The 22,092-nt window shown below is 33.8% G+C and carries 23 protein-coding genes, 1 pseudogene and 1 riboswitch; of the genes and pseudogenes, 13 read left to right on the top strand and 11 right to left on the bottom strand.

Annotation, left to right across the window (positions count from 1 at the left end):
* The first annotated feature begins 33 nt into the window (after positions 1-33).
* From thrS to HL41_RS03305, 3 genes are all read left to right on the top strand, one after another.
* Positions 34-1,977 carry a threonine--tRNA ligase gene (thrS, locus tag HL41_RS03315; protein WP_038060409.1) on the top strand — a complete coding sequence of 648 codons (1,944 nt, stop codon included), beginning with the start codon at positions 34-36 and terminating at the stop codon, positions 1,975-1,977.
* A gap of 74 nt (positions 1,978-2,051) precedes the next feature.
* Positions 2,052-2,579 (top strand): translation initiation factor IF-3, encoded by a 528-nt coding sequence (infC, locus tag HL41_RS03310; RefSeq protein WP_038060411.1) that lies wholly within the window; start codon positions 2,052-2,054, stop codon positions 2,577-2,579.
* A gap of 122 nt (positions 2,580-2,701) precedes the next feature.
* Positions 2,702-2,944, top strand: coding sequence for an FmdB family zinc ribbon protein (locus tag HL41_RS03305; protein ID WP_038060413.1), 243 nt, complete (start codon positions 2,702-2,704; stop codon positions 2,942-2,944).
* Here the strand turns inward: HL41_RS03305 and HL41_RS03300 are convergent.
* The 5 genes from HL41_RS03300 to gatB are packed head-to-tail and all read right to left on the bottom strand — an operon-like array spanning position 2,939 to position 7,526.
* Positions 2,939-3,886, bottom strand: a complete 948-nt coding sequence (locus HL41_RS03300) for an FAD-dependent thymidylate synthase (protein ID WP_038060414.1) — start codon at positions 3,884-3,886, stop codon at positions 2,939-2,941. The genes HL41_RS03305 and HL41_RS03300 overlap by 6 nt on opposite strands.
* Positions 3,883-4,323 (bottom strand): dUTP diphosphatase, encoded by a 441-nt coding sequence (gene dut / locus HL41_RS03295; RefSeq protein ID WP_038060416.1) that lies wholly within the window; start codon positions 4,321-4,323, stop codon positions 3,883-3,885. The genes HL41_RS03300 and dut overlap by 4 nt, the downstream gene beginning before the upstream one ends.
* A gap of 32 nt (positions 4,324-4,355) precedes the next feature.
* Complete coding sequence (locus tag HL41_RS03290; protein ID WP_038060418.1) at positions 4,356-4,979, bottom strand: redox-sensing transcriptional repressor Rex; 624 nt, start codon at positions 4,977-4,979, stop codon at positions 4,356-4,358.
* Positions 4,969-6,099, bottom strand: coding sequence for an S-methyl-5-thioribose-1-phosphate isomerase (gene mtnA, locus HL41_RS03285; RefSeq protein WP_081856463.1), 1,131 nt, complete (start codon positions 6,097-6,099; stop codon positions 4,969-4,971). The genes HL41_RS03290 and mtnA overlap by 11 nt, the downstream gene beginning before the upstream one ends.
* A complete protein-coding gene (gene gatB, locus HL41_RS03280; protein ID WP_038060420.1) occupies positions 6,096-7,526 on the bottom strand; it encodes an Asp-tRNA(Asn)/Glu-tRNA(Gln) amidotransferase subunit GatB in 1,431 nt (476 codons plus the stop codon). The genes mtnA and gatB overlap by 4 nt, the downstream gene beginning before the upstream one ends.
* Before the next feature lie 369 nt (positions 7,527-7,895).
* Between gatB and HL41_RS03275 the strand changes: the two genes are divergently transcribed.
* Both HL41_RS03275 and rnr read left to right on the top strand, forming a co-directional pair.
* Positions 7,896-8,177: a hypothetical protein gene (locus tag HL41_RS03275; RefSeq protein WP_038060422.1), complete on the top strand. Its 282-nt coding sequence runs from the start codon at positions 7,896-7,898 to the stop codon at positions 8,175-8,177.
* 5 nt (positions 8,178-8,182) lie between these two features.
* Positions 8,183-10,330, top strand: coding sequence for a ribonuclease R (gene rnr, locus HL41_RS03270; RefSeq protein ID WP_051754468.1), 2,148 nt, complete (start codon positions 8,183-8,185; stop codon positions 10,328-10,330).
* A 39-nt stretch (positions 10,331-10,369) separates the two neighbouring features.
* Here rnr and HL41_RS03265 read toward each other — a convergent pair whose 3' ends face one another.
* Both HL41_RS03265 and nikR read right to left on the bottom strand, forming a co-directional pair.
* A complete protein-coding gene (locus HL41_RS03265) occupies positions 10,370-11,986 on the bottom strand; it encodes an acyl--CoA ligase (RefSeq protein WP_038060424.1) in 1,617 nt (538 codons plus the stop codon).
* 108 nt (positions 11,987-12,094) lie between these two features.
* The gene (nikR, locus tag HL41_RS03260; RefSeq protein WP_038060426.1) at positions 12,095-12,517 is read right to left on the bottom strand and encodes a nickel-responsive transcriptional regulator NikR; all 423 of its coding nucleotides are present in this window, start codon (positions 12,515-12,517) and stop codon (positions 12,095-12,097) included.
* A 251-nt stretch (positions 12,518-12,768) separates the two neighbouring features.
* Here nikR and HL41_RS03255 point away from each other — a divergent pair, with 251 nt between their 5' ends.
* From HL41_RS03255 to HL41_RS03245, 3 genes are all read left to right on the top strand, one after another.
* Positions 12,769-13,578, top strand: a complete 810-nt coding sequence (locus HL41_RS03255; protein ID WP_038060428.1) for a prenyltransferase/squalene oxidase repeat-containing protein — start codon at positions 12,769-12,771, stop codon at positions 13,576-13,578.
* A gap of 186 nt (positions 13,579-13,764) precedes the next feature.
* A riboswitch (Fluoride riboswitch) is annotated at positions 13,765-13,836 on the top strand.
* A 27-nt stretch (positions 13,837-13,863) separates the two neighbouring features.
* Positions 13,864-15,009: a cation:proton antiporter gene (locus HL41_RS03250; protein WP_038060430.1), complete on the top strand. Its 1,146-nt coding sequence runs from the start codon at positions 13,864-13,866 to the stop codon at positions 15,007-15,009.
* 11 nt (positions 15,010-15,020) lie between these two features.
* Positions 15,021-15,440 carry a universal stress protein gene (locus tag HL41_RS03245; RefSeq protein ID WP_038060432.1) on the top strand — a complete coding sequence of 140 codons (420 nt, stop codon included), beginning with the start codon at positions 15,021-15,023 and terminating at the stop codon, positions 15,438-15,440.
* Between the two features lie 119 nt (positions 15,441-15,559).
* Here HL41_RS03245 and HL41_RS09745 read toward each other — a convergent pair whose 3' ends face one another.
* On the bottom strand, positions 15,560-16,024 hold the full coding sequence (locus HL41_RS09745) for an IS110 family transposase (RefSeq protein WP_235181313.1): 465 nt from the start codon (positions 16,022-16,024) through the stop codon (positions 15,560-15,562).
* A gap of 12 nt (positions 16,025-16,036) precedes the next feature.
* Here HL41_RS09745 and HL41_RS09740 point away from each other — a divergent pair, with 12 nt between their 5' ends.
* Positions 16,037-16,249 (top strand): hypothetical protein, encoded by a 213-nt coding sequence (locus HL41_RS09740; protein ID WP_235181312.1) that lies wholly within the window; start codon positions 16,037-16,039, stop codon positions 16,247-16,249.
* Positions 16,250-16,348: 99 nt separating this feature from the next.
* Here HL41_RS09740 and HL41_RS09850 read toward each other — a convergent pair whose 3' ends face one another.
* Together HL41_RS09850 and HL41_RS09845 are read right to left on the bottom strand one after the other, a co-directional pair.
* Positions 16,349-16,525 carry a hypothetical protein gene (locus HL41_RS09850; protein WP_268745254.1) on the bottom strand — a complete coding sequence of 59 codons (177 nt, stop codon included), beginning with the start codon at positions 16,523-16,525 and terminating at the stop codon, positions 16,349-16,351.
* 125 nt (positions 16,526-16,650) lie between these two features.
* Positions 16,651-16,767, bottom strand: a pseudogene (locus HL41_RS09845) (hypothetical protein); the annotation flags it as partial.
* Positions 16,768-17,017: 250 nt separating this feature from the next.
* Between HL41_RS09845 and HL41_RS03235 the strand changes: the two are divergent.
* From HL41_RS03235 to HL41_RS03220, 4 genes are read left to right on the top strand one after another with little or no spacing between them, the layout of a single operon-like run.
* The gene (locus HL41_RS03235; RefSeq protein ID WP_038062915.1) at positions 17,018-17,620 is read left to right on the top strand and encodes a DUF6657 family protein; all 603 of its coding nucleotides are present in this window, start codon (positions 17,018-17,020) and stop codon (positions 17,618-17,620) included.
* Positions 17,621-17,632: 12 nt separating this feature from the next.
* Positions 17,633-18,463 carry a hypothetical protein gene (locus HL41_RS03230; RefSeq protein WP_038062913.1) on the top strand — a complete coding sequence of 277 codons (831 nt, stop codon included), beginning with the start codon at positions 17,633-17,635 and terminating at the stop codon, positions 18,461-18,463.
* Positions 18,464-19,729, top strand: a complete 1,266-nt coding sequence (locus HL41_RS03225; RefSeq protein ID WP_038062909.1) for a hemolysin family protein — start codon at positions 18,464-18,466, stop codon at positions 19,727-19,729.
* The gene (locus HL41_RS03220; protein WP_038062906.1) at positions 19,729-20,829 is read left to right on the top strand and encodes a hemolysin family protein; all 1,101 of its coding nucleotides are present in this window, start codon (positions 19,729-19,731) and stop codon (positions 20,827-20,829) included. The genes HL41_RS03225 and HL41_RS03220 overlap by 1 nt, the downstream gene beginning before the upstream one ends.
* Here the strand turns inward: HL41_RS03220 and HL41_RS03215 are convergent.
* Positions 20,805-22,010 carry an IS256 family transposase gene (locus HL41_RS03215; RefSeq protein ID WP_038549552.1) on the bottom strand — a complete coding sequence of 402 codons (1,206 nt, stop codon included), beginning with the start codon at positions 22,008-22,010 and terminating at the stop codon, positions 20,805-20,807. The two genes, HL41_RS03220 and HL41_RS03215, sit on opposite strands and share 25 nt — an antisense overlap.
* Positions 22,011-22,092 lie beyond the last annotated feature (82 nt).

The raw sequence follows: 22,092 nt of genomic DNA, 5'->3' as shown, positions 1-22,092 counted from the left end.
TTGTTGAAACCTTGAGGAGAAAAGGGTTTAGGTTTGAAAATAGTTATTCAGGACATCGGGGAGTTTGACCTTCAGCCAGGTCAACCTTTAAAAAGAATTTTATCTGAAATCAAAAAAGTTGTCAAAAAACTTCCTGTAGGTTTTAAGTTTCAAGAAGAGTACTTAGATTGGCATACTCCTGTTACCAGCTCTTTGGGAAACGGTGAGTTGGTGGAGCTTATTCCTATCTATCCTGACGACAAGGAAGCTTTATGGTTTTTGAGACATACCGCTTCCCATGTGCTTGCTCAAGCAGTAAAGGAACTTTTTCCAGAGGCAAAGTTGGGTATAGGCCCTGCGATAGAAGATGGTTTTTACTATGATATCTATTATACAAGACCTTTTAATGAGGAAGACCTGGAGAAAATAGAAAAAAAAGTTAAGGAAATCATTCAAAAAAGATTACCGTTAGAAAGAAGGGAGATTAGTAAAGAGGAAGCTGAAAAGTTGTTTTCTTCGTTAAAAGAAGAGTTTAAACTTGAACTTATAAAAGAGATTAACGAAGATACAGTTTCTATTTATTCTCAAGGAGATTTTGTAGACTTTTGTAAAGGTCCCCACGTTCTTTCAACAGGAGACATTAAGGCCGTAAAGCTCCTATCTGTATCTGGTGCTTATTGGAGAGGCGATGAAAAAAATCCTATGTTATGGCGTATTTATGGAACTGCTTTCTTTAGTAAAGAAGAGCTTGAGGAACATCTGAAAAGACTTGAAGAAATCAAAAAGAGAGACCACAGGAAGTTAGGAAAAGAGCTTGAGCTTTTTACGATAGAAGAAGAGATAGGCCCTGGATTAGTTATATGGTTACCTAAGGGGGCGGTTGTTAGAAACTTGATAGAAAATTTTTGGAAAGAGGAACATTTTAAGCGAGGGTATCAGTTATTATATACCCCTCATATAGCTTTAAGAGACCTATGGAAGGTTTCTGGACATTTAGATTTTTATGCAGAAAATATGTTTCCTCCTATGGAGCTTGAAAATAGAGCCTATCAGTTAAAACCGATGAACTGTCCTTTTCATATATACGTCTATAACCAAAAAAGAAGGAGCTACCGAGAATTTCCTATACGTTTTTGTGAGCTTGGCACCGTATATCGTTTTGAAAGAAGTGGGGTTTTACATGGCCTTTTAAGGGTTAGGGGATTTACTCAGGATGACGCCCATATCTTTTGTCGAGAGGATCAGCTTGAAGAGGAACTGACCAACGTTCTTGATTTGGTGATTTATTTCTTGAAGGTATTTGGTTTCCATGAATATAAGATTTTTGTTTCTACCAGACCTGAAAAGTTTGTAGGAGATCCTAAAGTTTGGGATAAAGCAGAGGAAGCCCTTAAAAAAGCCTTAGAAAAAAAAGGATTGTCTTATGAGATAGACCCAGGAGAGGGGGTTTTTTACGGGCCTAAGATAGACCTTAAGATTAAGGATGTTCTGGGTCGTTTTTGGCAATGTTCTACCATTCAGGTCGATTTTAACCTGCCTGAAAGATTTGATTTGGTCTACGTAGGAGAAGACAATAAATTCTATCGTCCTATTATGGTGCATAGAGCTTTATTAGGGTCTTTAGAAAGATTTTTAGGGATTTTGATAGAAAACTATGCAGGTGCTTTCCCTTTCTGGATCTCACCTGTACAGGTAAAGGTTTTAACTATCACTGATAGAACTATACCTTATGCAGAAAAAGTAGCTCAAGCTTTAGAAAACGCTGGTTTTAGAGTAGAAAGAGATTTTAGAAGTGAGAAACTTAACTATAAAATAAGGATAGCTCAACAAGAAAAAGTGCCTTACATGGTAATCCTTGGAGATAAAGAGGAAGAAAATCAAGTGGTAAGCCTTAGGTCACGTACAGGAGAGGTTTTAAACAACCTTTCCTTGGAAGATCTTATCTCTAAATTAAAAACTGAAAATCAGCCTTATTATCAACTTAATGAAAGGTCTTAAGTTTTCTCTTCGTCATAAAGTTAAGGTTTTAACATCTCCAAAAATTAAAATTCACTTAGGAGGAAAGTTGTAGTATGCAAAAAGACTTGAAGAAAAAGTATCGGGTTAATGAACAGATTAAAGCTAAAGAAGTAAGACTGATAGGTCCAGATGGTAAACAGATAGGTATTGTGTCGTTAACCGAAGCGTTAAGATATGCCGAAGATTATGGTTTAGACCTGGTAGAAATAGCACCTACTGCTAATCCTCCTGTATGTAAAATAATGGATTTTGGAGAATTTTTATATCAAGAGGCTAAAAAAGCTAAAGAAGCTAAAAAGAAACAGGTTCAGATTGAAACCAAAGAAATTAAACTTAGTCCTAAAACAGATAAGCATGATTTGGAAGTAAAAATTAAACATATTATCAGGTTCTTAGAAGACAAAAATAAAGTAAAGGTAAGGATTGTTTTTAAAGGAAGAGAGATAGCTCATCCTGAAATGGCAGATAAGGTTTTGCAGGCTATTTTTGAGGCAGTAAAGGATAAGGCTCAGGTGGAAAGTCCTCCTAAGTTAGAGGGGAAACAACTGATAACCATCTTGGCTCCTTTGGTAAAAAAATAGCTTTTAATTTTTAACTTTAATCCTCTTTAAAAATTACCAGTCGGTATTATATTTTTCAAACGAATTTTTTCTGTAAGTTCATCAATAAATTTTTGTATTCTTTTGAAGAAGGAGGAGTGCTTATGGCTATTTATGAATATGAATGTTTAGCTTGCGGACATAAGTTTGAGGTTTGGCAAAAAATTACTGAAGACCCTCTTAGAACTTGCGAAAAATGTGGAGGCGAGTTAAGAAGGCTTATCGGAAATACTGGGTTTATTTTAAAAGGTTCTGGATGGTATGTTACAGATTATGCCCGTAAAGAAAAAGGCCAGAAAAGTAATTCTAAAGAAGAGGGTTCTCAAAAAAGTTCTAATGATTCATAAAAGATGTTCTTTTAAAAGAAATGCTAAAGTTTTTATTTCTTCTTGAGCTTGGGGTATCGCCCTTTTGTTGATAAAATCTTCCCATACGAATTCTGGCCCGGTGGCTAAAAGAGTGGTAGTTACACCTTGAGGAACTAAAAACCTTGCACTCTCTTTTTTTAGGTCTTTCATAAAATCTCTGTAATACTTCATCGTATATTTTATAATTTCTTGGTAGGTTTTAACATGGTAGTCGTTAAAATTTTTAGGTACGATAAATTTGTCTACTTCAGTATACCTATGAGAACGCTGATTGAAATTAAGCCAGGTGTGCCTTACGAACTGATGACTAAAGATTCTTGAAAAATTATGAACGATTACTCCAATCCAGTTAAAGGGATAAGGTTTCAGTTGTTTTATGATAATGACTTCAGGGACGGCAAAAAAGTTTGTACGGTCTTCTTCAAGAAGATGGTTAGGGAACTCTAAAAGAGGACCTTGATATAAGTTTTGGTTATTTTTAAAATAAACAATCTCAATCGAGGTTAAGTCAGGAGGATTTTCTATTAGTTTAGCAAATTGTTCCTCTGAAAGATTTTCTGCAAGATGTCTAAGATTAAATAAGGCTTGTTTTTTAGATTCATCCCAAAATACCTTAAAGTAAATCTGTGCGAGAAGAAGTTTTTCTTCAACTTTTATGTTTTCTGTGTTGACGAAAACTGGAGTATGGGCAAAAACACTGTAATGTTCCAATTTTTTTAGATGAAGAAGAAAATTTTTAAAGGTCTCAAAGTTTTTAAACTTTTCTTCAGAAAAAAGAGCCAAAGGATGGGAAGAGGCGTAACATATTCTTGCTCCTAAATAGCTAAAGAAGAGAAAATCTGTTATAGCTTTAATATCAGAATTTTTAACTACTACAGAAATAAAATCTTTTTGAAGTTGTCTTAAATCCGAAAGCCTCATCTGTAGCCACCTGTTGACCCAAAACCACCTCTGGAAGTTTTTTGAGGTGGTTCTTTAATTTCTACTATTTCAGGAAATCCCACTTGGATAAATATGGCTTGAGCTATCTTCTCATGAGCTTTAATAAAAGCGGCTTTTTGAGTTATGTTGACTACAGGTATCTTTATTTCATCATCAGCCCCACAATAATCAAAGTCAATAATTCCTGCTGAGTTTGGAAAGATAAGTCCTTTATTTTTAAAAAGAGAAGAACGAGGAAAAATTAAAAGGGCATAAGGGTAGGGGGCTTTCATTACTAAACCTGTTCTTATAAGTTTAAATTCTCCTGGTAAAATCTCTAAATCCTCCAAAGCAAAAATATCATATCCTACTGAACCTTCGGTGCTTCTTTCAGGAAGTTTTGCTCTTTCATCTTTTTTCCATACCTCTACCTTCATATTAACTCCTTTTACGGTTACGATTAAAATTTTTATCTACTTAAAAAATAAGATAATTTAGTTAAACCTAAGCTAAACGAAAGGTTTTCTATCCGAACTGAATCATTCCTGGAAAAAAATGGGATTTTTGTTAGGTTTAAAATAGCTTTTAATCCATGGTCCAAAAAAGTTTTTATGTAAACTTCTGCGTTTTCTTCTGCTGTAATAACTCCTATGTCTACCTTAATCGCTTTAAAAACATAGGAAACCTGCTCCAAGTTGTAAACAGAAATTCCATTGTAGATCCTTCCTATGTGTTCCTCTCTGATATCAAAGGCTGCCATAAAGTAGAAACCTTCTTTCTGAAGTTCTTTATTTTCTAAAAGAAATATTCCTAAAGGAGAGATACCTCCTAATATTAGGTTCCATTCTTGGGAAAGTCCTAAAAATTTTTTTAGATTAAACTTTAAAGTTTTAACGTTATAGCCTACACCTTTAGTGCCAAGGCTTCCTAAAAAGTTTAAGTCTTTTCTTAGTTGAGCAGAGGTTACTCCAGCAAGTTCTGCCAATTCTTCAGAAGAAAGAGAACCGATACCTTTATCCTCAAGATTTTCAAGGATTTTAAGATAAAAAATCAGTCTTTCTAAGGTATTTTCTGGTAGGTCCTTAATTTTCATTCCTTTTTATGATTTTTGGTATATTTTGGCTGTAAGGAGGATATATCACCCCTTTTTCTGTAATGATAGCTGTAATTAAATTCCCTGGTGTTATGTCAAAGGCAAAGTTATAAGCCTTAGCATTTAAAGGAGCAACCCTTGTTTTTCCACAAGACAGTACCTCTTTCGAAGGCCTTTTTTCTATAGGGATTTCTTCTCCTGAGGAGATTTCTAGATCAAATGTAGAGGATGGAGCAGCAACAAAAAAGGGTATTTTATGGTAATGGGCAAGAACAGCTAAACTGTAGGTTCCTATTTTATTAGCTGTATCTCCGTTTAAAGCTATCCTGTCAGCCCCTACTATGATAGCTTTAACTTCTCCTTTTTTGATAAGATACCCCGCTGAGTTGTCTGTGATGATAGCATAAGGTATGTTAAGCTTACTAAGCTCCCAAGCAGTAAGTCTTGCCCCTTGTAAAAAAGGTCTTGTTTCATCTACAAACACAAAGATTTTTTTATGTTTATAAGCCTCTCTTATCACCCCTAAGGCTGTTCCATAACCTCCAGTAGCTAACGCTCCGGTATTACAATGAGTAAGAACCCCTCCCTCAGGAATAAGATCTTTCCCAAAGGTTGCCATAGATAGATTTCCCTCTATGTCTTCTTCCCAAATTTTTAAAGCTTCTTTTTCTAAAATAGAATAAAGCTTTGTTAAAGTTTTTAATGTTATTGGTTGTTTTTCAACCTCTTTAAGAAATTTTTCACAAACCCCTTTCATTCTGTTTACAGCCCACTTAAGGTTAACAGCTGTAGGTCTTGCTGTTTCTAAAAGTAGACTAAGCTTTCCTATCTCTTCGCTGATACGTTGGATAGAAAATTTTTTAGTCCTAGTTTTTTCTAAAAAGTTTTTAAACCCTATGGTGAATCCTATGGCAGCACATATTCCGATAGCAGGAGCTCCTCTTACTACTAACTCTTTGATAGCTTTTCTAACTTTATTTATGGTGTTACAAAAAACATATTTTTCTTCTAAAGGAAGCTTTCTTTGGTCTAATAAAAAAAGTCCTTTTTCATTCCAAATCCAGGCTTGGATTACATCTGTTTGAGCTGGGACTTTTATATTGTTTTTTTTCTTTTTCATTTTTCTAACAACTCCTCTAAAAGTTTATTAACTACTTTAGGATTGGCTTTTCCTTGAGTTTTCTTTAAAACTTGTCCTACAAAGAAACCAAGTAATCCTTTCTTTCCTGCTTTATATTTTTCCACCTCTGCAGGGTTTTCTCGGAGTACTTCTTCGCAGATGATTTTTAATTTTTCTTCTGAACTTTCTTGAATTAACCCTTTTTCTTCTACCAATTTTTTAGGATCAACACCTTTTTCGTAAACCTCTGGAAAGACTTGTTTGGCTATGGTTATAGAAATAAGGTTATCTTCAACCAACTTAAGAAGTTGAGCTAAGTTTTCGGGAGTAAGTTTTGACTGAGTAATGGATATGTTGTCTCGATTTAAATAACGCAAAACTTCTGTTAACATAAAATTAGAAACCATCTTTGGGTTAGGATAAATTTCTAAGGTTTTTTCAAAAAATTCAGCAAAATCTCTTTCCTCTGTCAAAATTTCTACTTCATAAGAAGTAAGTTGGTATTGAGTTAAAAATCTCTGTTTTTTCACATGAGGGAGTTCTGGAAGTTCATTCTTTACCTTTTGTAACATGTCATCATCAATCTGGATTTCTATCAGGTCAGGGTCAGGAAAATAGCAGTAGTCATGAGCTTCTTCTTTTCCTCTCATGGGATGAGTAGTTTGCGTAGCTTCATCATAAAGTCTGGTTTCTTGAACTATAGTTTTACCTTCTAGGAGTAATCCTATTTGTCTTTTTATTTCATAGGATAAAGCTTTTTCTACATGTTTAAAAGAGTTCATGTTTTTTAGTTCTACTTTTGTGCCAAATTTGTCACTTCCTTTAGGTCGAACCGAAACATTAGCATCACATCTTAAACTTCCTTCTTCCATGTTTCCATCACAAATACCTAAATATCTTAAAATCCTTCTCAAAGTTTTGAGATAAGCTACTGCTTCTTCAGGGGAAGAAATAGCAGGAGCACTTACTATTTCTAAAAGTGGGGTTCCACACCGGTTAAAATCTACATAAGAAAAGGGTTGTTTCTCATCATGGATTAGTTTACCCGCATCTTCTTCCATATGAATTCTAACTAAGGGTATGATTTTCCTTGTCCCATTTATCTCTATTTCTATTTCTCCGCCTTCAGCTATGGGAAGTTCGTACTGAGAGATTTGATATCCTTTGGGTAGGTCTGGATAAAAATAGTTTTTACGAGCCATCACAGAGGTTTTGTTGATTTTACAACCAAGGGCTAAACCTAATTTTATGGCAAATTCTACAGCCCTTTTATTGATTACTGGAAGTACCCCTGGCTGCCCTGTACATATTGGACAAATTTGTGTATTAGGTGGATTACCAAACTTGGTTGAACATGAACAAAACATCTTAGTTTTAGTGTTAAGCTGAGCATGAACTTCTAACCCGATTACTGCCTCAAATTCCATAAACCACCCCTTTAACGGAAGTTGATAATGAAAATATAAAAATTATCATACAATTTTTTTATTCTGTGTCAATATTAACCTGTAGAGGATGTTTTTAAAATTTCCTTTTGTCTATGATTCGTTAACAAATTATTCTATAGTAAAATAGAGAGTTAACAAAAAACAATCATCTTTTGTTTCATGAAAATTTAAAATTTTATATTTTAAAAGGGGCAAAAGGGATTAGGAAGAAAATAGTTATGTAAAAATTAGTAGAAAGAATTTCCGAACACATTCTTCATAGGAGAGAGTTGACAAAAATTTTTATATGTTATAGTATAAAAATTAAAAGAAGTCTTAGATGTGTAGACAAATTTTTGAGGAAAGGTTATGAAAGTTAGATTTTATGATATTAGCATTTTACCTGTTATCTTTTTAGGCAGTCTTTTGGTTGCTTATTCCTATCATAAATTAGAACTTGCCGCTGAAGATTTTAAATGTTTAAAATGTCATAAAGGAAGTAGGAGTCTACCTAACATAGTAAAGGAGAAAAACATCAAAACAGCAGAAGAGTTAAGGTTTTATATAAGAAAAGGCCCAAAGTCAGGTCTTCATGTAACCGTGCCTGAAGAAGACTTAGAAAAAGCTATTCAGTATTTAAACCTTAAGTAATCTAAATGCCTTCTAAAAAGAATAAGAAAGGTTTAACTAAAAAAAAAGGTAATAAAATTCACCATTTCAAAGATAAACTTCAAGATGACCTTCTTAACTTATTAAAATCAGTGAAAAAGCCTTTGTTATTAAGAGAGATTTACCATCTTCTAAATCTTCCAAAAGAAAAAAGACCGAAAGTTCGAGAGGTTTTGAAATTTTTAGAGGCCCAAAATAAGGTTATCAAATTAAAGAAGAGAAAGTATGCACTTCCAGAGCAGGTGTCCTTTTTAAAAGGAAGGTTAAGGGTTCATCCTGATGGCTATGGCTTTGTAGAGACAGAAAAAGAGCGTATTTTTATCCCTCCTCGTTTTATAGGAAAAGCTTTAGATGGAGACATAGTGTTAGTTAGGATAGATAGGGTAAGTTTAAAAGGTCCTGAAGGCAGGATTATCGAAGTAGTTGAAAGAAAAAGAAAAAATTTAGTGGGATACTTAGTAAAGAGAAAAAAAGCTTATTTTGTAGAGCCAGAAGATCCAAGAATACCTTTTGAGATTTATATCCCAAAAAAAAGGCTTAACAAAGCTCAAGTAAACCATTTAGTAGTCGCAAAGATTATTCAACCTACCTCAGAGTATGGATTTCCGGTAGGGGAGATAATTAAAGATTTGGGAGACCCTCTTAATCTCGAATCTCATACCTGGGCCGTAGTATATACTTATGACCTTCCTCATTTATGGACCGAAGAATTGATGGCTGAACTCCAAAAGTTACCTGAAGAAGTTATATTAGAAGATAAAAAAGGTAGAACAGATTTGACTAAAATTCCGTTTGTAACTATAGATGGTGAAAACGCAAGGGATTTTGACGATGCAGTTTGTGTTCAAAAGACTAAAAAAGGCTATAAACTTTGGGTAGCTATTGCTGATGTAGCTCATTATGTAAAAAAAGGTTCTTTTTTAGATCAAGAAGCCTATCTTAGGGGAACTAGTGTTTATTTTCCTACAATGGTTATTCCGATGTTTCACGAAAAACTTTCCAATCATTTATGCAGTTTAAATCCTAATGTAGACAGATTAGCTATGATAGTAGAGATAGATTTTAGTCACGATGGAGAGGTGGCTAACCAAAAATTTTATGAAGGAGTAATTCATTCCCATGCTCGGCTGACCTATACAGAGGTAAAAAAGATGGTCGTTGATCACGACCAAGAAACTATTGAAAAATATCAAGACCTTTATCCTATGCTCGATACCGCAGCTGAGCTTGCCTTTATTTTGAGAGAAAAAAGACTAAAAAGAGGTAGTTTAGATTTTGATTTGCCTGAGCCAGAAATAATAATTAACATCAAAGGAGAGGTTGAAAACATAGTAAAAAGAGAGCGCAATTTAGCTCATATGTTGATAGAAGATTTTATGATCGCAGCTAATGAAGCGGTGGCAAGTTTTTTAACTCAAAAGGGCTATCCATTTTTATATAGAGTTCATGAAACACCGGACATAAACAAATTAAAACAATTGTCTGAAATTTTCCTTTCTTATGGAATAGAAGTAACTTTTCCAGAGGAAGTAACTCCTCAGTTTTTTCAACGATTGATCTCTCAGTTTAGCGGAAAACCTTATGCTTATCTTTTCAATCATCTACTGTTAAGGTCCTTAAAACAGGCTAAATATACACCTGAAAACCTAGGTCACTTTGGTTTAGCCTCTACCTGTTACTGTCATTTTACCTCTCCTATAAGGAGATACCCAGACTTAGTAGTACACAGAACTTTAAAAGCTGCTTTAAAAAGAAAAAAACCTGTTTACAAAGAAGAAGAATTAGAAAAAATGGGTAAACATCTCTCTGAGAAAGAAAGAACCGCCGAAGAAGCAGAAAGAGAGGTTTTAAAGAGATTTCAATGTTTCTTCATGAAGGATAAGATAGGAATGACTTTTAACGGAATTATTACTGGAGTTACTGCTTTTGGTTTTTTTGTAGACCTGTTAGAGTATATGGTAAGTGGAGTGGTTAGGGTAGTCGATCTTGAAGATGATTTTTATGTGTTAGATGAAAAAGGAATTGCTTTGATAGGACAGAAAACAGGCAAGGTTTTTCAAATAGGACAATCTGTAACAGTCAGAGTAAAAGAGGTAGATTTAAGAAGGTTTTATATTAATTTTGTGCTTGCTTAGAGGAACTATGCCCCCTAAGCAAGCCTTTTAAAGTAACTTTTATTTAGGCCAAAGTCCAAATTCTTTTAACTTTAATTCTTTTCGTTTGATCTTCCCGCTAACAGTTTTAGGAAGCTCCTCTACAAACTCAATCTTACGTGGATATTTGTAAGGAGCGGTTTCTGTTTTCACAAAATTTTGCAATTCTTTTATTAATTCAGGAGAAGGTTTGAAACCATCTTTTAAAACGATAAAGGCTTTGACCACCTCTCCCCTTATTTCATCAGGGCTTGCTACTACAGCACATTCTTTTACTGCCGGGTGTTTGATAAGAACACTTTCTACTTCAAAAGGAGAAATCCTGTATCCTGAGCTTATGATTATATCATCTTCTCTTCCTAAAAACCAAAAGTAGCCGTCCTCATCTTTATATCCTCTATCTCTGGTGAAATACCATTCACCTTTAAAGGCAGCTGCCATTTCTTTTTCATCATTTATGTACTCCTTAAAAAGCCCCACAGGTCTCTCAGGAAAGACTTTGATGGCTATGTTGCCTTCTTCATAGGGTTTTAAAATTTTTCCGTTGTCATCTACTATTTCTACCTCAAAACCAGGAGTAGGAAGTCCCATAGCACCTTTACGCATAGGAATAAAAGGAAACATAGCTATGGTATTAACTGTTTCTGTTTGCCCATAACCGTTATAAATATACTTCCCAGTAATTTCTTTCCATATGTCTATTACTTCTGGATTAAGCGGTTCTCCTGCTGAAACAAAATGATTAACTGTAGGGAAAGAAAGTTCTTTTAAGGGAACTTCTTTGATTAACATTCTGTAAACGGTAGGCGGAGCACATAAGGAGGTTACTTCAAATTTTTTCAATGTTTCTATCATAATATCAGGAGTAAACTTTTTCCCTCTACGCCTTACAAAAACGGTTGCTCCTGTATTCCATGGGCCAAAAAGACTTGACCAAGCAGCCTTAGCCCACCCTGTATCAGATAGATTCCAGTGTATTATACCAGGCTTTAGGTTTAACCAAAACTTTCCAGTAATAACATGGGCTAAAGGATAGGAAACTTGAGTATGTCTTACCATTTTAGGTGGTCCTGTAGTGCCTGAAGTAAAAAAGATGATAGAAGTATCTTCTGAAAAAGTCCTTTCTCCTACAAAAGGGTCAAACTTAAAAAGCTCACTATACTTTTCCCAGCCAGGAATATCATCGATGTTAATAAGAATAGCTTTGGAATTGGTGAGGTTCACTGCTTCTTCTACTTTTTTAGCATTTTCTTCATCTGAAATGATAGCCTTAATTTCTAAAGATTTAAGTCTATATTCTAGATCTTTTGCCGTTAACATCACGGTAGAAGGAACAATAACCGCGTTTAGTCTCATTAAAGCTAATACTGTAATCCACCATTCATATCTGTTAGGTAAAAACATTAAAACATTGTCCCCCTTACCTATACCTAAATTTTTTAAACCTCCTGCCAATTTACTTGAAAGAGCAGTGAGCTCTTCAAAAGTAAATCTTTTTACTTCTTTACCATCTGTCCAAATTAATGCAGGAAGGCTACCCCATTTGTCAAACACGTCTAAAGGAAATGAAAATTTTTCAGGAACCTGTAGCTTAAAATTTCTAACTACTTCATAATAATATTGTAACTCTTTTTGCATAAAATTCCTCCACCTAATTTCTCAAATACTCTGAAAAAAAGAGAATATAAAAAAAACACTAAAAGACAATAAATAAAATAAAAATTTCACAAAAATAAAATAAAAAAATTAAGAAGGAATACTTTTTCCTAAAGTAGTTAGAGCTAAGTTTAGATGAAGTACACCTTTTTGGGATTGAATTTTATCTGCTAAATCCTTGATCTCGTTAGCCTTACCTCTAACCAAAATTATTTCTAAGCATCTGTGGTGGTCTACGTGAAGGTGTTGGGTTGTAATAATTTTTTCATAATACTCGTGTTGAATATCTACTAATTTATCGGTAAGCTCCCTTTTGTGATGGTCATAAAGGTAGGTAATCACCCCCACTACTTCTTCTTTAGACTCTTTCCACTCTTCTTCTACTAGTTTCTGACGAATAAGGTCTCTGATAGCTTCAGAACGGTTGGCATAATGTTTACGTTCTATATAGTCATCGAAGGCTTTGAGTAACTCCTTAGGAATAGAAATTCCAAAACGTGCTAACTCTTCCATAATATTCCCCCTTTTTATTAAGATTTATGTAGCTTATTTATTCAAATTTATCAACAAGTATAATAAATTTTATACTAACAAAAACTTACAATTTGTAAAGATAGATTAAAATTTTTCTTCAAAAATAAAATTAAAACCCTAAAAAAATATTAAATAACGGTAAAAATTTTATTTTTTACTACAAAGGAAAAACCTGGACAAGGTCGTCCTGTGGAAATATAATTTTTAAAAAATTTTTTAATTAAGATAGTATGAAAATTTCTTTAAAAGAAAATATTTGGAAACAGGTATATCAGTTTGTAAAAATGAGAAAAAGAGAAAACGGGGGTTTTGGAGCAACCCCTTATCTTCCCCCTACCATAGAAGATACGTATTATGCCTTAGAAATTCTTAAAGCTTTAGAAAAATTCGATCCTTCCATTAACTCTAAACTTTTAATCGATCAGAGGTTAAAACTTTGGTCAAGAAAAAATGTGGTTAATATTATAAAATATGCAATCCATTCTTATAAAATGATTTACTATCTTATAAAAATAATTCAAAATCTACAAGATGATAAATCGTTATATTTCTTAAAAAACAGATGTAAAGAGTTATTCTGTTCTTTTAGTCAAAAAAACCATGAGTTAGAAAAAGTTTTCTATATATTAAAATCACTTAGAAGTCTCGATCTGGAGGAAATAGAGTTAAATTTTAATCTAACTTGGGGTTTAGAAAACATAAAAGAGGCTTATCAGTTAGTTTGGCTTTGGAAAAACTATCAGGTTGATAGGTCTTTCCCTATTCAAGAGGTATTAAAATGGCTTAAGGAAGATTTTAATCCAGATGGAGGTTATGGATTCTATCCTGGCACCACCTCTTACTTAGAAAATACTTTTTATGCATTAAAAATTTACTCTTTATTAGAAATTAAGCCTGAAAACTTAAATCAAACTAAAGAATTTATTATAAGTTGTTACGTAGGGAAAGGAGGTTTTGCAAGAAAACCTGGAGCTACTGCTTTCTTAGAATCTACTTATTATGCAGTAAAAAGCTTTGAAGTTTTATTGTCGATAGGATAGGGAAAATTGTTGAAGAAAATGAACGTAGGTTTTAAAAAGAATTAGATTTTACTTGATACTTGGATAATATGATTTTTAGGTGTAAAGATTACAAGAAAGATTTTTGATTTTATTTTCTATCGGCAAAATAGGGAATTATACGATTATTGACAAGATATAAAAAAGTTTTATATTTTTTAGTCAAGTCAAAGAATTGGGGATGGCGTCCCCCATAAATCGCCTCTAAAGTCTTTAGGGGCTGATGACGCCTACCTCTCAAAGTTTGTGTTTAAAGGGGGGTAGGCGATGGATCAGCTCTGGTATCAAGCCACTGTTTGGTTTGTTTTAGTTTTAATTTCAAGTTTTTTCTCTTTTAAGTTAGCTATTTCTGCTGCACTCATAGAACTCATCGTAGGTATCATAGCAGGAAATACAATAAGACCTGAAATAACCTCTTGGGTTAACTTTTTAGCAAGTTTTGGAGCTGTAGTTTTAACCTTTCTTGCAGGGGCAGAGTTAGAAACAGATGTGGTAAGAAGATATTGGAAAGAGGCAATAATTTTAGGACTTATAGGTTTTTTTGCTCCTTTTTTTGGGGCTTGGGCAATAAGTCAATTTTTACTTGGATGGGAAATGAAACAGGCTCAATTAGCAGGGATAGCTCTTTCTACTACTTCTGTAGCCGTAGTATATGCTGTGATGGTTGAAACTAAAATGAATGAAACCCCTTTTGGTAAACTTATTTTAGCCGCTTGTTTTATAAACGACTTAGGTACGGTTATGGCCTTAGGAATATTATTTACAAAGTTAGGAAGTATTTTTATACTTTTTGTTTTGATAACTTTAATCGTACTGTTTATTTTACCCTCCGTTACTACTAAGTATTTTAGTTATGTAAAAAACCATCCCAGTGAGCCTGAGGTTAAATTTATTTTTCTAATCCTTTGTGGTTTAGGATTTCTTGCTAACAAAGCAGGAAGTGAAGCAGTTTTACCAGCTTATTTAGTAGGGGCAGTTCTTGCTGATCTCTTTGTAAAAAACAGGGAATTGGTAAAGAGAATGAGGGCGTCTACCATAGCACTCTTAACTCCCTTTTATTTTTTAAAGGCAGGATGTCTGGTAGATTTAAAAGCTGTTTGGCAAAGTTTGGGGGTTTTAATAGTTCTCTTTTTAGCTAAGGTTATCTCTAAGTTTTTGGGTCTTTATCCAACGGGAAAAGGACTAAGGTTTCCTTTTCGGTTAAACATGTATAACACTCTCTTAATGAGTACAGGTCTTACCTTTGGGACTATCTCATCACTTTATGGTCTAAAAAATGGTATAATAGACAAGAACCAGTATTCATTACTTGTAATGGCTGTTATCCTTTCTGCTATCATCCCTACGCTTATTGCTCAAAAATTTTTTTATCCAAGAAAAAACGAAATGAATATGAATTTTAAGAAAGAATAAAGGGGGATATCATGTTTAAAAAAATACTTATAGGGTATGATGGATTTGAGGGTTCGTTAATTGCTTTAGAGAAAGGGTTGATTTTGGCCAAAAATTTGGAGGCTGAAGTTTTAGTAGTTTGGGTAGCGAGCATTCCCGAATATGCTGAGATGATCTCAGAAGTAGAAGAGGCTAAGGAACAGGCAGTCAGATATTATGATGACCTGCTAAAAGATATAGAACGACTTTCTAAAGATAAAGACCTAAAGATAACTCCTATGATCAAGTATGGAAAACCAGCAGAAGTTATTGTAAATGTAGCAGAGGAAAATGATGTTGATTTGATCATTTTAGGTCCCAGTAAGTATTCTTTTATAAGAAGAAGGATTTTGGGAAGTACAGCAGAGAGAGTGACAGAAAAAGCAGGTTGTTCAGTCTTGATTATCAAATAATTTGAAACTATAGTTTTAGCTTCCTAAGTTTTCTCTTGCCGAAAAGGGTTTTAGATGTTAATTTTTTAAAATAAACAGTTTTATTCTATCGAGAGGAGTCAACTATCAGGAAATAGGATTTAAGCATGAGAACCCTCGCAAATAGAAATAAAATTTTTAGAGTTAAAACTCAAGACAGGATTAAAATAACTTCCTTTCTTGCAAAGTCCATAGATCACCCTTATGAGCTTATTCATCACCGCTACCATTGCTTTCTTATAGCTCTTAAACTCCTTCTTCTTGCGCAAAAAATACTCCCTGAAATAAGAATTCCAGGTTACTACTCCTACTGCCATCTGAAAAAGAATGTTTCTGAGCCAGGGACTTCCTTGTTTAGAAATACTCATGTTTATCCTAAATTTTCCCGACTGTTTTATTACTGGGTCAGTGCCAGCATATTTTATAAGTTTTTTGGCATTGGAAAATCTGTTCACATCCTTAACTTCAGCGAGAAAATGGGCTGCAAGTTTTGGAGAAATTCCCCTGATAGAGGAGATGAGCTTTATTTGTTGGTTTTGGTCGTGATCTATTTCCTCAAGGAGCATATTTTCGAGTTTTTGGATTCTTGGTTCGAGGAAGAGACACTTTTCGATGTAGAAGATGAGGGTTTGAGAAAGGCAGTGGTTGTGGATACCGATGGAGTTTTTAGCAAGGTTTATGATGTCTTGAGGGGAGAAGGAGGGTTTTCTTGCTTTGGAGGTAGAATTGATGATAGAGGCGATATCATCTGTAGAAGCCTTTTTGAGGTAGGAAGCACCGGGGTATTTTAGGAGTATGTTGAGAAAGGAAAAGGAGAAGATGTTTAAGTGTTTTTCAACTTCGGGGAAGAGAACAGAGAGGGCGTATTTGATTTGTGTTTTGGCAAAAGATCATTCTTTTTTGAGTTTTTGGATAAGGCGGGAGAGGTTTCTTAGGTGATGGTCAGGTGGGAGAGGGTTAAGGAATCGGGGGTTAGAGTGAGCAAAAAGTGCAAGGATTTTAGCGTCTTTGGTATCAGACTTAGAGGGGTTATTTGCGGAGATGAATTGAAAGAAGCGATGGAGGATTTTAGGGTTGATGATGAAGGCTTGGATGTCATTAGCGAGGAGGAAGTGATAGAGGGGAGGAAGAATCTGCCGGTAGATTCCATGACAACGATGGGGTTGGTGAGTTGGTTAAGGAGGGAGAGAAACTGAGAGAAGCCTTCTTGGGACATAGGGAAGGTTTGGGACAGGATGAAGTTTTCATCTTTGAGGACAGCGATGTTAAAGGTATCTTTGGAGATGTCAACACCGACGAAGGTGTTCATGGGAGCACCTCCTTGTGTGGTGTGTTTTTAGTTGATGTCCCTCGCTCCATCCTCCCATGTGGCAGAGGCTTAGGAAGCCTAACCAACTTATTGGGAGTTGAGGGACAGGGGGACAGACTCCTCTCGAGGCTTTTAAGCCTAAGAGTTATGGAGTCCTTGTCCCTCTTTATTTTGTTGTTGTCCATATTATTACTATACAACGCAACATATATTAAGCAAAAACTAACATAAAAATTGCAGGAGGAGTTTTATGCCGGATGAAATAAGAAGTACTCTTGAGATTGCTTTAGAAAAAGCAGAAAAAATAGGAAAGGCTTCTAAAGAAGAATTAAAACTAATTGAACTACAGGAGGAGGCTCAAAGGCTTGCGGCTAAATTTTTGAGAGAAGAATTGTCAGATTTTCACGAAAGATTAGAAACAATGCTTAAAGATAGAAAACCTCAAGAAAAAAAAGCCATCCTTAAAGGGATGGTGCAAGTCTTTTTAAGAAATATAGTTTTACCTTTGAATGAAGATCAGCTGGAAGATGGTAAGAAGGCTCTTAAAGGCTTAAAACTACTGTTTGATAAAATGCCTGATATGGATCGACTTTTAAAAGAAATTGAAAAACTTTTAATTCAGTATAATACCCATAAAGAAACTATTTATCAACAAATGGTTGAACGTTTTTCTGCAGAAATAGAAATGATCGAACAGGCTTTATCCAGTCAGTTAGGGGCAGAGGTACATGTAGATCCAGAAAATCATCCTAAATTTAAAGAAGAGTGGAGAAAAATTAAAGAAAAACTGGACGAAGAATATAACAGGCAATTAGAGTATTTAAAAGGTATTTTTAATAAAATCGTCAGTTAAAAGAAAGGAAATATGGGTTATCAGGTATTATTATATCCTCAAACTTTTTTAGGCAGAAAACATCTTGAAAAAATTATAGGATTAATAGAAAAGTTATTAGTGTTAGACCTTGGTACCACTCAGGAAAATTGGCTTAAATTTTATCATGAAAAAACAGATTTAAAAGAAAAAGTTGTTTTTTTAGGTTTTAAACCAGACTTAGAGATTGACCTTGAAGAAGTCAAAAAAGAGGTAAAAAGTTTAGAGGAATGGGGGTATAACTTCAGAACTCCAGAAAATTTGAGATATTTTAGTCAGTTTAAAGATGTATTTGAAAATTCTTTGGAAGATCTTTTATCCGCTATAAAAGGGGGCCAAAGATTAAAAGAAGATAAGTTTATAATAAAGTCGCAGATTATAACTCTTATTTTAGCTGAAAAATTGGATGTTTCTAATTATGAAATAAGAGTTGATTTAGAAAGTTTAGAATTAAAATATCAAGAAGTGTTTAAAGAAAAAATAGTAGGAGAGGACTTTTCTTTTAAACCCTTAGAAGAGTTAAATCGTTTAATCTCATCCTCTGTAGAACTTCAAGAAAGTTTACCTAATCTTGAACAAAGAATGAAAGCTTGGCAGACTTTAGGTCCTTATATAGATTTTAGTCATACTTCAAAGTTAGACGGGCTAATGATTACTTCTTCGGAGTTACTAGATTCATGGCAAGAAAAACATACCTATTATGTAAGGGATGAAGAGGAGGTCCAAGTTTATGAATTTAAGACAACAATACCCGACCTTTTAGGTTTTTCAATTTCTTTAAATACCAATCGAAAAAGCTCTCTTGTATTATATATAAAACCATAGATGATAGAGTTTTATTTTTTTCTTATTTTATTTTTTTTGTTGACCTCGATGATTTTAACGTATTCCGAAGCAGCTATTTTCTCTATCTCTAGGATAGAGCTTGCAAATTTGAGGATTTCAGGGGTTTCTCAAAAGCTTTTGGATCTGCTAAAAAGACCAGAGGATTTATTGGTAGTTCTTATTGCTGGAAATGAAATAGTTGATTTTTTTGCTAGTTTCCTTGGTTCTAAGTTGTTTTCTTCTCTTTTTCCTGATAAAGGGAAGGCCATAGCTTTTTTTGTTTTAAGTTTTTTGATGTTTTGGATGGGAGATTTTTTCCCTAAGGTAGTAGGTTTTAAAGCTAAAGATTGGCTTATAACTAAAGTAATATACATCATTTATACTTTGTATTGTATTTTTTGGCCGGTTAGGAAAATTTATAGGTTCATTTATCAAAGTTTAGAAAAAATGTTCCCAGTAGAAAAAATCTATTCTACAACATTTTCTCAAGTAGAGCAAATTATAGTCTATATTATCGAAAAAGCTTATTTACAAGGAAAAATTACTGAGAAGGAGAAAATTTTTATCGAAGGGTTATTTCTTTCTGAGAAAATATCTGTTTCTGCTATCTTAACTCCGCGTTCTGAAATGGTGGCTTTTGAAGATAGATATATTACCTTAGAATTTTTAGAAAAGATTAAATATATGCCCTACAACAAATTTCCTGTTTATGAAGATTCTTTAGATAATATCATAGGGATACTTTATGTAAAAGATATAATTCAAAATTTTTCTCCTGAGCTTTTAGGAAAAACGAAGCTTTCTGATTTAGTAAGACCGGTATTTTATGTGCCAGAAAATTTCAAAGTAAGAGATTTAATTTTTGAATTTCAAAGAAAACATCTAAAAATCGCCATCGTGGTAGACGAATATGGTATGGTTAAAGGTTTAGTTACCCTTGAGGATGTTTTAGAGGTCCTTTTTGGAGAAATATACGAACAAAAAGAAGCTAAAGTAGATTTTATCCAGAAATTAGGAGACCAAAAATGGTTAGTTCATGGAAAAGTACTTATGGAAAACTTAAAGTCTATGTTAGGATTAGAATTGGAGGAAGAAGCCTTAAAAGATATCAAGATTCTAAATGGGTTTTTGTTATCTCTTTTTAAAGAAATTCCTAAAGAAGGCCAGGCCATAGTTTATGGGGGATACAGGTTTACGGTAAAAAGGGTTAAAGGAAGAAAAATTCTTTGGGTTGAGATAGAAAAAATTCCCCAGGGAGAGGTTTGATGCTGGGTGTTTTTTCTTTTCTTTTTTTTATCTTAGGGGAGGCTTTTTTTGCCTGTAGCGAGATTTCTTTTATTTCTGTAGAAAGATATTTCATAGAAAAGTTGGCTACAAAAGAAAGGGCAGCCAAGATTTATCTTAAGTTCTGGGAAAACCCTGAAAGGCTTTTTACCACAACCCTTATGGGAATTACCTTTTGTATCGCAGGCAACGGTGTTTTTACTTCTTATTTTCTAATCAAAGAGTTTGGAAACATAGGAATAGTAGTATCTTCAACTATACTTCCTTTTTCCATGGTAGTTTTTGGACAGATTATACCAAAGACCATCGGTAAAAAGTTTGCTTATCCTCTGATTCTTTATTTACTCCCTTTGGTTTATGTCATTTCTTTTATTTTTTGGCCTTTAGTCTATATCAATACTTTTTTAGCCCAGAAATTGCTTAAACCTCAAGAAAAAAATCCCATTTTTTTAACCAGATTTAGGGAAGTTTTTCTTAATTTTATAAGATATGAAGAAGAAATAGACCTTACAGAAAAAGATTTAATGCATAAAATCATAGATTTTGCAAAGAAAAAGGTTTTTCAGGTTATGATTCCGATAAGTCAAGTAAAGGCTTTACCCATAGAAGCCACCGTAAAGGATGCTATAGAATTTAGTAAAAAATATAATTTTTCTTATATACCACTCTATGAAGGAGATATTCATCACATAAAATATATCGTAAAAGTGCAACATTTATTAGGTAAAACTTTGTTAGAAGATGAAAAACCCTTAAAAAATATCGCTTATTCTCCTCTTTTTTTTCCTGAAGTTGCGCGGGCTCATGAGGTTCTTTCAACCCTTCAAAAGTCTGGTATGGAAATAGCGGTTATTGTGGATGAATATGGGCTTACTACAGGAATTGTAACCATAGAAGATTTGGTGGAAGAGGTTTTGGGAGAGTTTAGAGACGCACTAGATTATTATGTACCCGAATATCAAAAAATTAATGAAAATACTTATAAATTTAAAGGTTTTATAGAGATAGAAAAATTGCAACAAATGGGGATCCCTATTCCTTCAGGAGATGACACTTGTCAAGAGAATTGTGTCTCCTTATAAAATCTCTTTACAAACATTTGCCTCAATTCGTATAAAGCAGACTTAATTAAAGGAAGTGGTTTTTGCCATCTCGTTTTCTGAATCCGACTTACTGTTATGTATATCGCAACCTCTGCTGTCTTGATTGATTGAAAATATCCCCCTGTATTTACCCTTATCAGCTCTATCCTGCTATTTATATTCTCAACCACATTCGTCGTGTATATATACCTCCTCACCCCCTCAGGATATTTCTTATAAACAAAATAATGCTCCTTCTTTTTCAAAAGTCCCTTTATATAAGCTGGATACTTCTTCTCATAACTCTTACATAATTCCTCAAATCTAATTAAGGCCCTCTCATACTCCTCTATCCTCTTTATAATGCTTAACTCCTCATAAAATTTTTTAGCATCCTGCTTAGACATGTTCCTGTTGATGTTCCTTTGCATGTGTACAAAACAAAGCTGATGATCTGTCTCAGGAAAAAGGGCTTTTATGGCTTGAGCAAGGCCAGGAAAATCATCACTCACTATTACCATAACCCTCTTAACTCCCCTCTTTATCAAATCATTAAGTATCTGGAGCCAGTCCTCCTTCGTCTCTGAACCAAAATAAATGTAATAAGAAAGTAAATTTTTTCTTCCCTCCATATCTATTCCGATGATATTATAAATAACTGCTTTTCTGATTCTGTTGGCTTCGGTATCTTTTATCTGAGTATGATAAGCGTCTATAAACATAGCAAACAAATTTTCTGGCAATTCTTTGGTTTTTAATTCTTTGGCTTGGTTATACAATTCTTCTTTAATTTCTTCTATTTGTTCTGGAGAGTAGGGAAGTTTCATAGATTGCAAGAGGGCTTTGATTTTATTGGGGGAGTAGCTTTGGAGAACGAGGTTAAGGATAAAGTCCTGGAAAGATTCATCAGCTTTTTGCCATTCAGGAGGAAGAATAGCAGGTCTGAATTCAGATTTTCTATCTCTTGGGACAGAGATACCAAGGTTACCTAAGAAACAGGCAAGTTGTCTTTCATAGTAACCATTAGCTTTATTATCAATACTATCTCTAAGGAATATTTCTCTTTCTTTTTTCATGAGAGCGTTTAAGAGGAGTGCAGCAGCCATTTTGATACCCTCTTTTGATTCAATTTTTGAGATTTCACTTAAAACTTTTTCTAAATCTAAGTCTAAGTTTTTCATTTTACAGACCTCCTGGTTAGTTTAGTCTTTTAGGTTTTATGTTATCATTAATTTAAAAAATATTAAAAATTTTTATTATGCC

The organism is Thermodesulfobacterium commune DSM 2178, from assembly GCF_000734015.1.
Classification (GTDB): Bacteria; Desulfobacterota; Thermodesulfobacteria; order Thermodesulfobacteriales; family Thermodesulfobacteriaceae; genus Thermodesulfobacterium; species Thermodesulfobacterium commune.
This window is presented reverse-complemented; position numbering and strand designations above follow the sequence as displayed.

What these genes read in the sequence shown, in the direction of transcription:
- HL41_RS03255 (WP_038060428.1), top strand. Translation starts at nt 12,769, where the DNA reads ATGAAAATTTCTTTAAAAGAAAATATTTGGAAACAGGTATATCAGTTT.
- rnr (WP_051754468.1), top strand. Translation starts at nt 8,183, where the DNA reads ATGCCTTCTAAAAAGAATAAGAAAGGTTTAACTAAAAAAAAAGGTAAT.
- gatB (WP_038060420.1), bottom strand. Translation starts at nt 7,526, where the DNA reads ATGGAATTTGAGGCAGTAATCGGGTTAGAAGTTCATGCTCAGCTTAAC.
- HL41_RS03290 (WP_038060418.1), bottom strand. Translation starts at nt 4,979, where the DNA reads ATGAAAATTAAGGACCTACCAGAAAATACCTTAGAAAGACTGATTTTT.
- HL41_RS09745 (WP_235181313.1), bottom strand. Translation starts at nt 16,024, where the DNA reads ATGCTCCTTGAGGAAATAGATCACGACCAAAACCAACAAATAAAGCTC.
- HL41_RS03245 (WP_038060432.1), top strand. Translation starts at nt 15,021, where the DNA reads ATGTTTAAAAAAATACTTATAGGGTATGATGGATTTGAGGGTTCGTTA.
- mtnA (WP_081856463.1), bottom strand. Translation starts at nt 6,099, where the DNA reads ATGAAAAAGAAAAAAAACAATATAAAAGTCCCAGCTCAAACAGATGTA.
- HL41_RS03305 (WP_038060413.1), top strand. Translation starts at nt 2,702, where the DNA reads ATGGCTATTTATGAATATGAATGTTTAGCTTGCGGACATAAGTTTGAG.
- HL41_RS03265 (WP_038060424.1), bottom strand. Translation starts at nt 11,986, where the DNA reads ATGCAAAAAGAGTTACAATATTATTATGAAGTAGTTAGAAATTTTAAG.
- HL41_RS03235 (WP_038062915.1), top strand. Translation starts at nt 17,018, where the DNA reads ATGCCGGATGAAATAAGAAGTACTCTTGAGATTGCTTTAGAAAAAGCA.
- HL41_RS03215 (WP_038549552.1), bottom strand. Translation starts at nt 22,010, where the DNA reads ATGAAAAACTTAGACTTAGATTTAGAAAAAGTTTTAAGTGAAATCTCA.
- HL41_RS03300 (WP_038060414.1), bottom strand. Translation starts at nt 3,886, where the DNA reads ATGAGGCTTTCGGATTTAAGACAACTTCAAAAAGATTTTATTTCTGTA.
- HL41_RS03275 (WP_038060422.1), top strand. Translation starts at nt 7,896, where the DNA reads ATGAAAGTTAGATTTTATGATATTAGCATTTTACCTGTTATCTTTTTA.
- nikR (WP_038060426.1), bottom strand. Translation starts at nt 12,517, where the DNA reads ATGGAAGAGTTAGCACGTTTTGGAATTTCTATTCCTAAGGAGTTACTC.
- HL41_RS03250 (WP_038060430.1), top strand. Translation starts at nt 13,864, where the DNA reads ATGGATCAGCTCTGGTATCAAGCCACTGTTTGGTTTGTTTTAGTTTTA.
- infC (WP_038060411.1), top strand. Translation starts at nt 2,052, where the DNA reads ATGCAAAAAGACTTGAAGAAAAAGTATCGGGTTAATGAACAGATTAAA.
- HL41_RS03225 (WP_038062909.1), top strand. Translation starts at nt 18,464, where the DNA reads ATGATAGAGTTTTATTTTTTTCTTATTTTATTTTTTTTGTTGACCTCG.
- HL41_RS03220 (WP_038062906.1), top strand. Translation starts at nt 19,729, where the DNA reads ATGCTGGGTGTTTTTTCTTTTCTTTTTTTTATCTTAGGGGAGGCTTTT.
- HL41_RS03230 (WP_038062913.1), top strand. Translation starts at nt 17,633, where the DNA reads ATGGGTTATCAGGTATTATTATATCCTCAAACTTTTTTAGGCAGAAAA.
- dut (WP_038060416.1), bottom strand. Translation starts at nt 4,323, where the DNA reads ATGAAGGTAGAGGTATGGAAAAAAGATGAAAGAGCAAAACTTCCTGAA.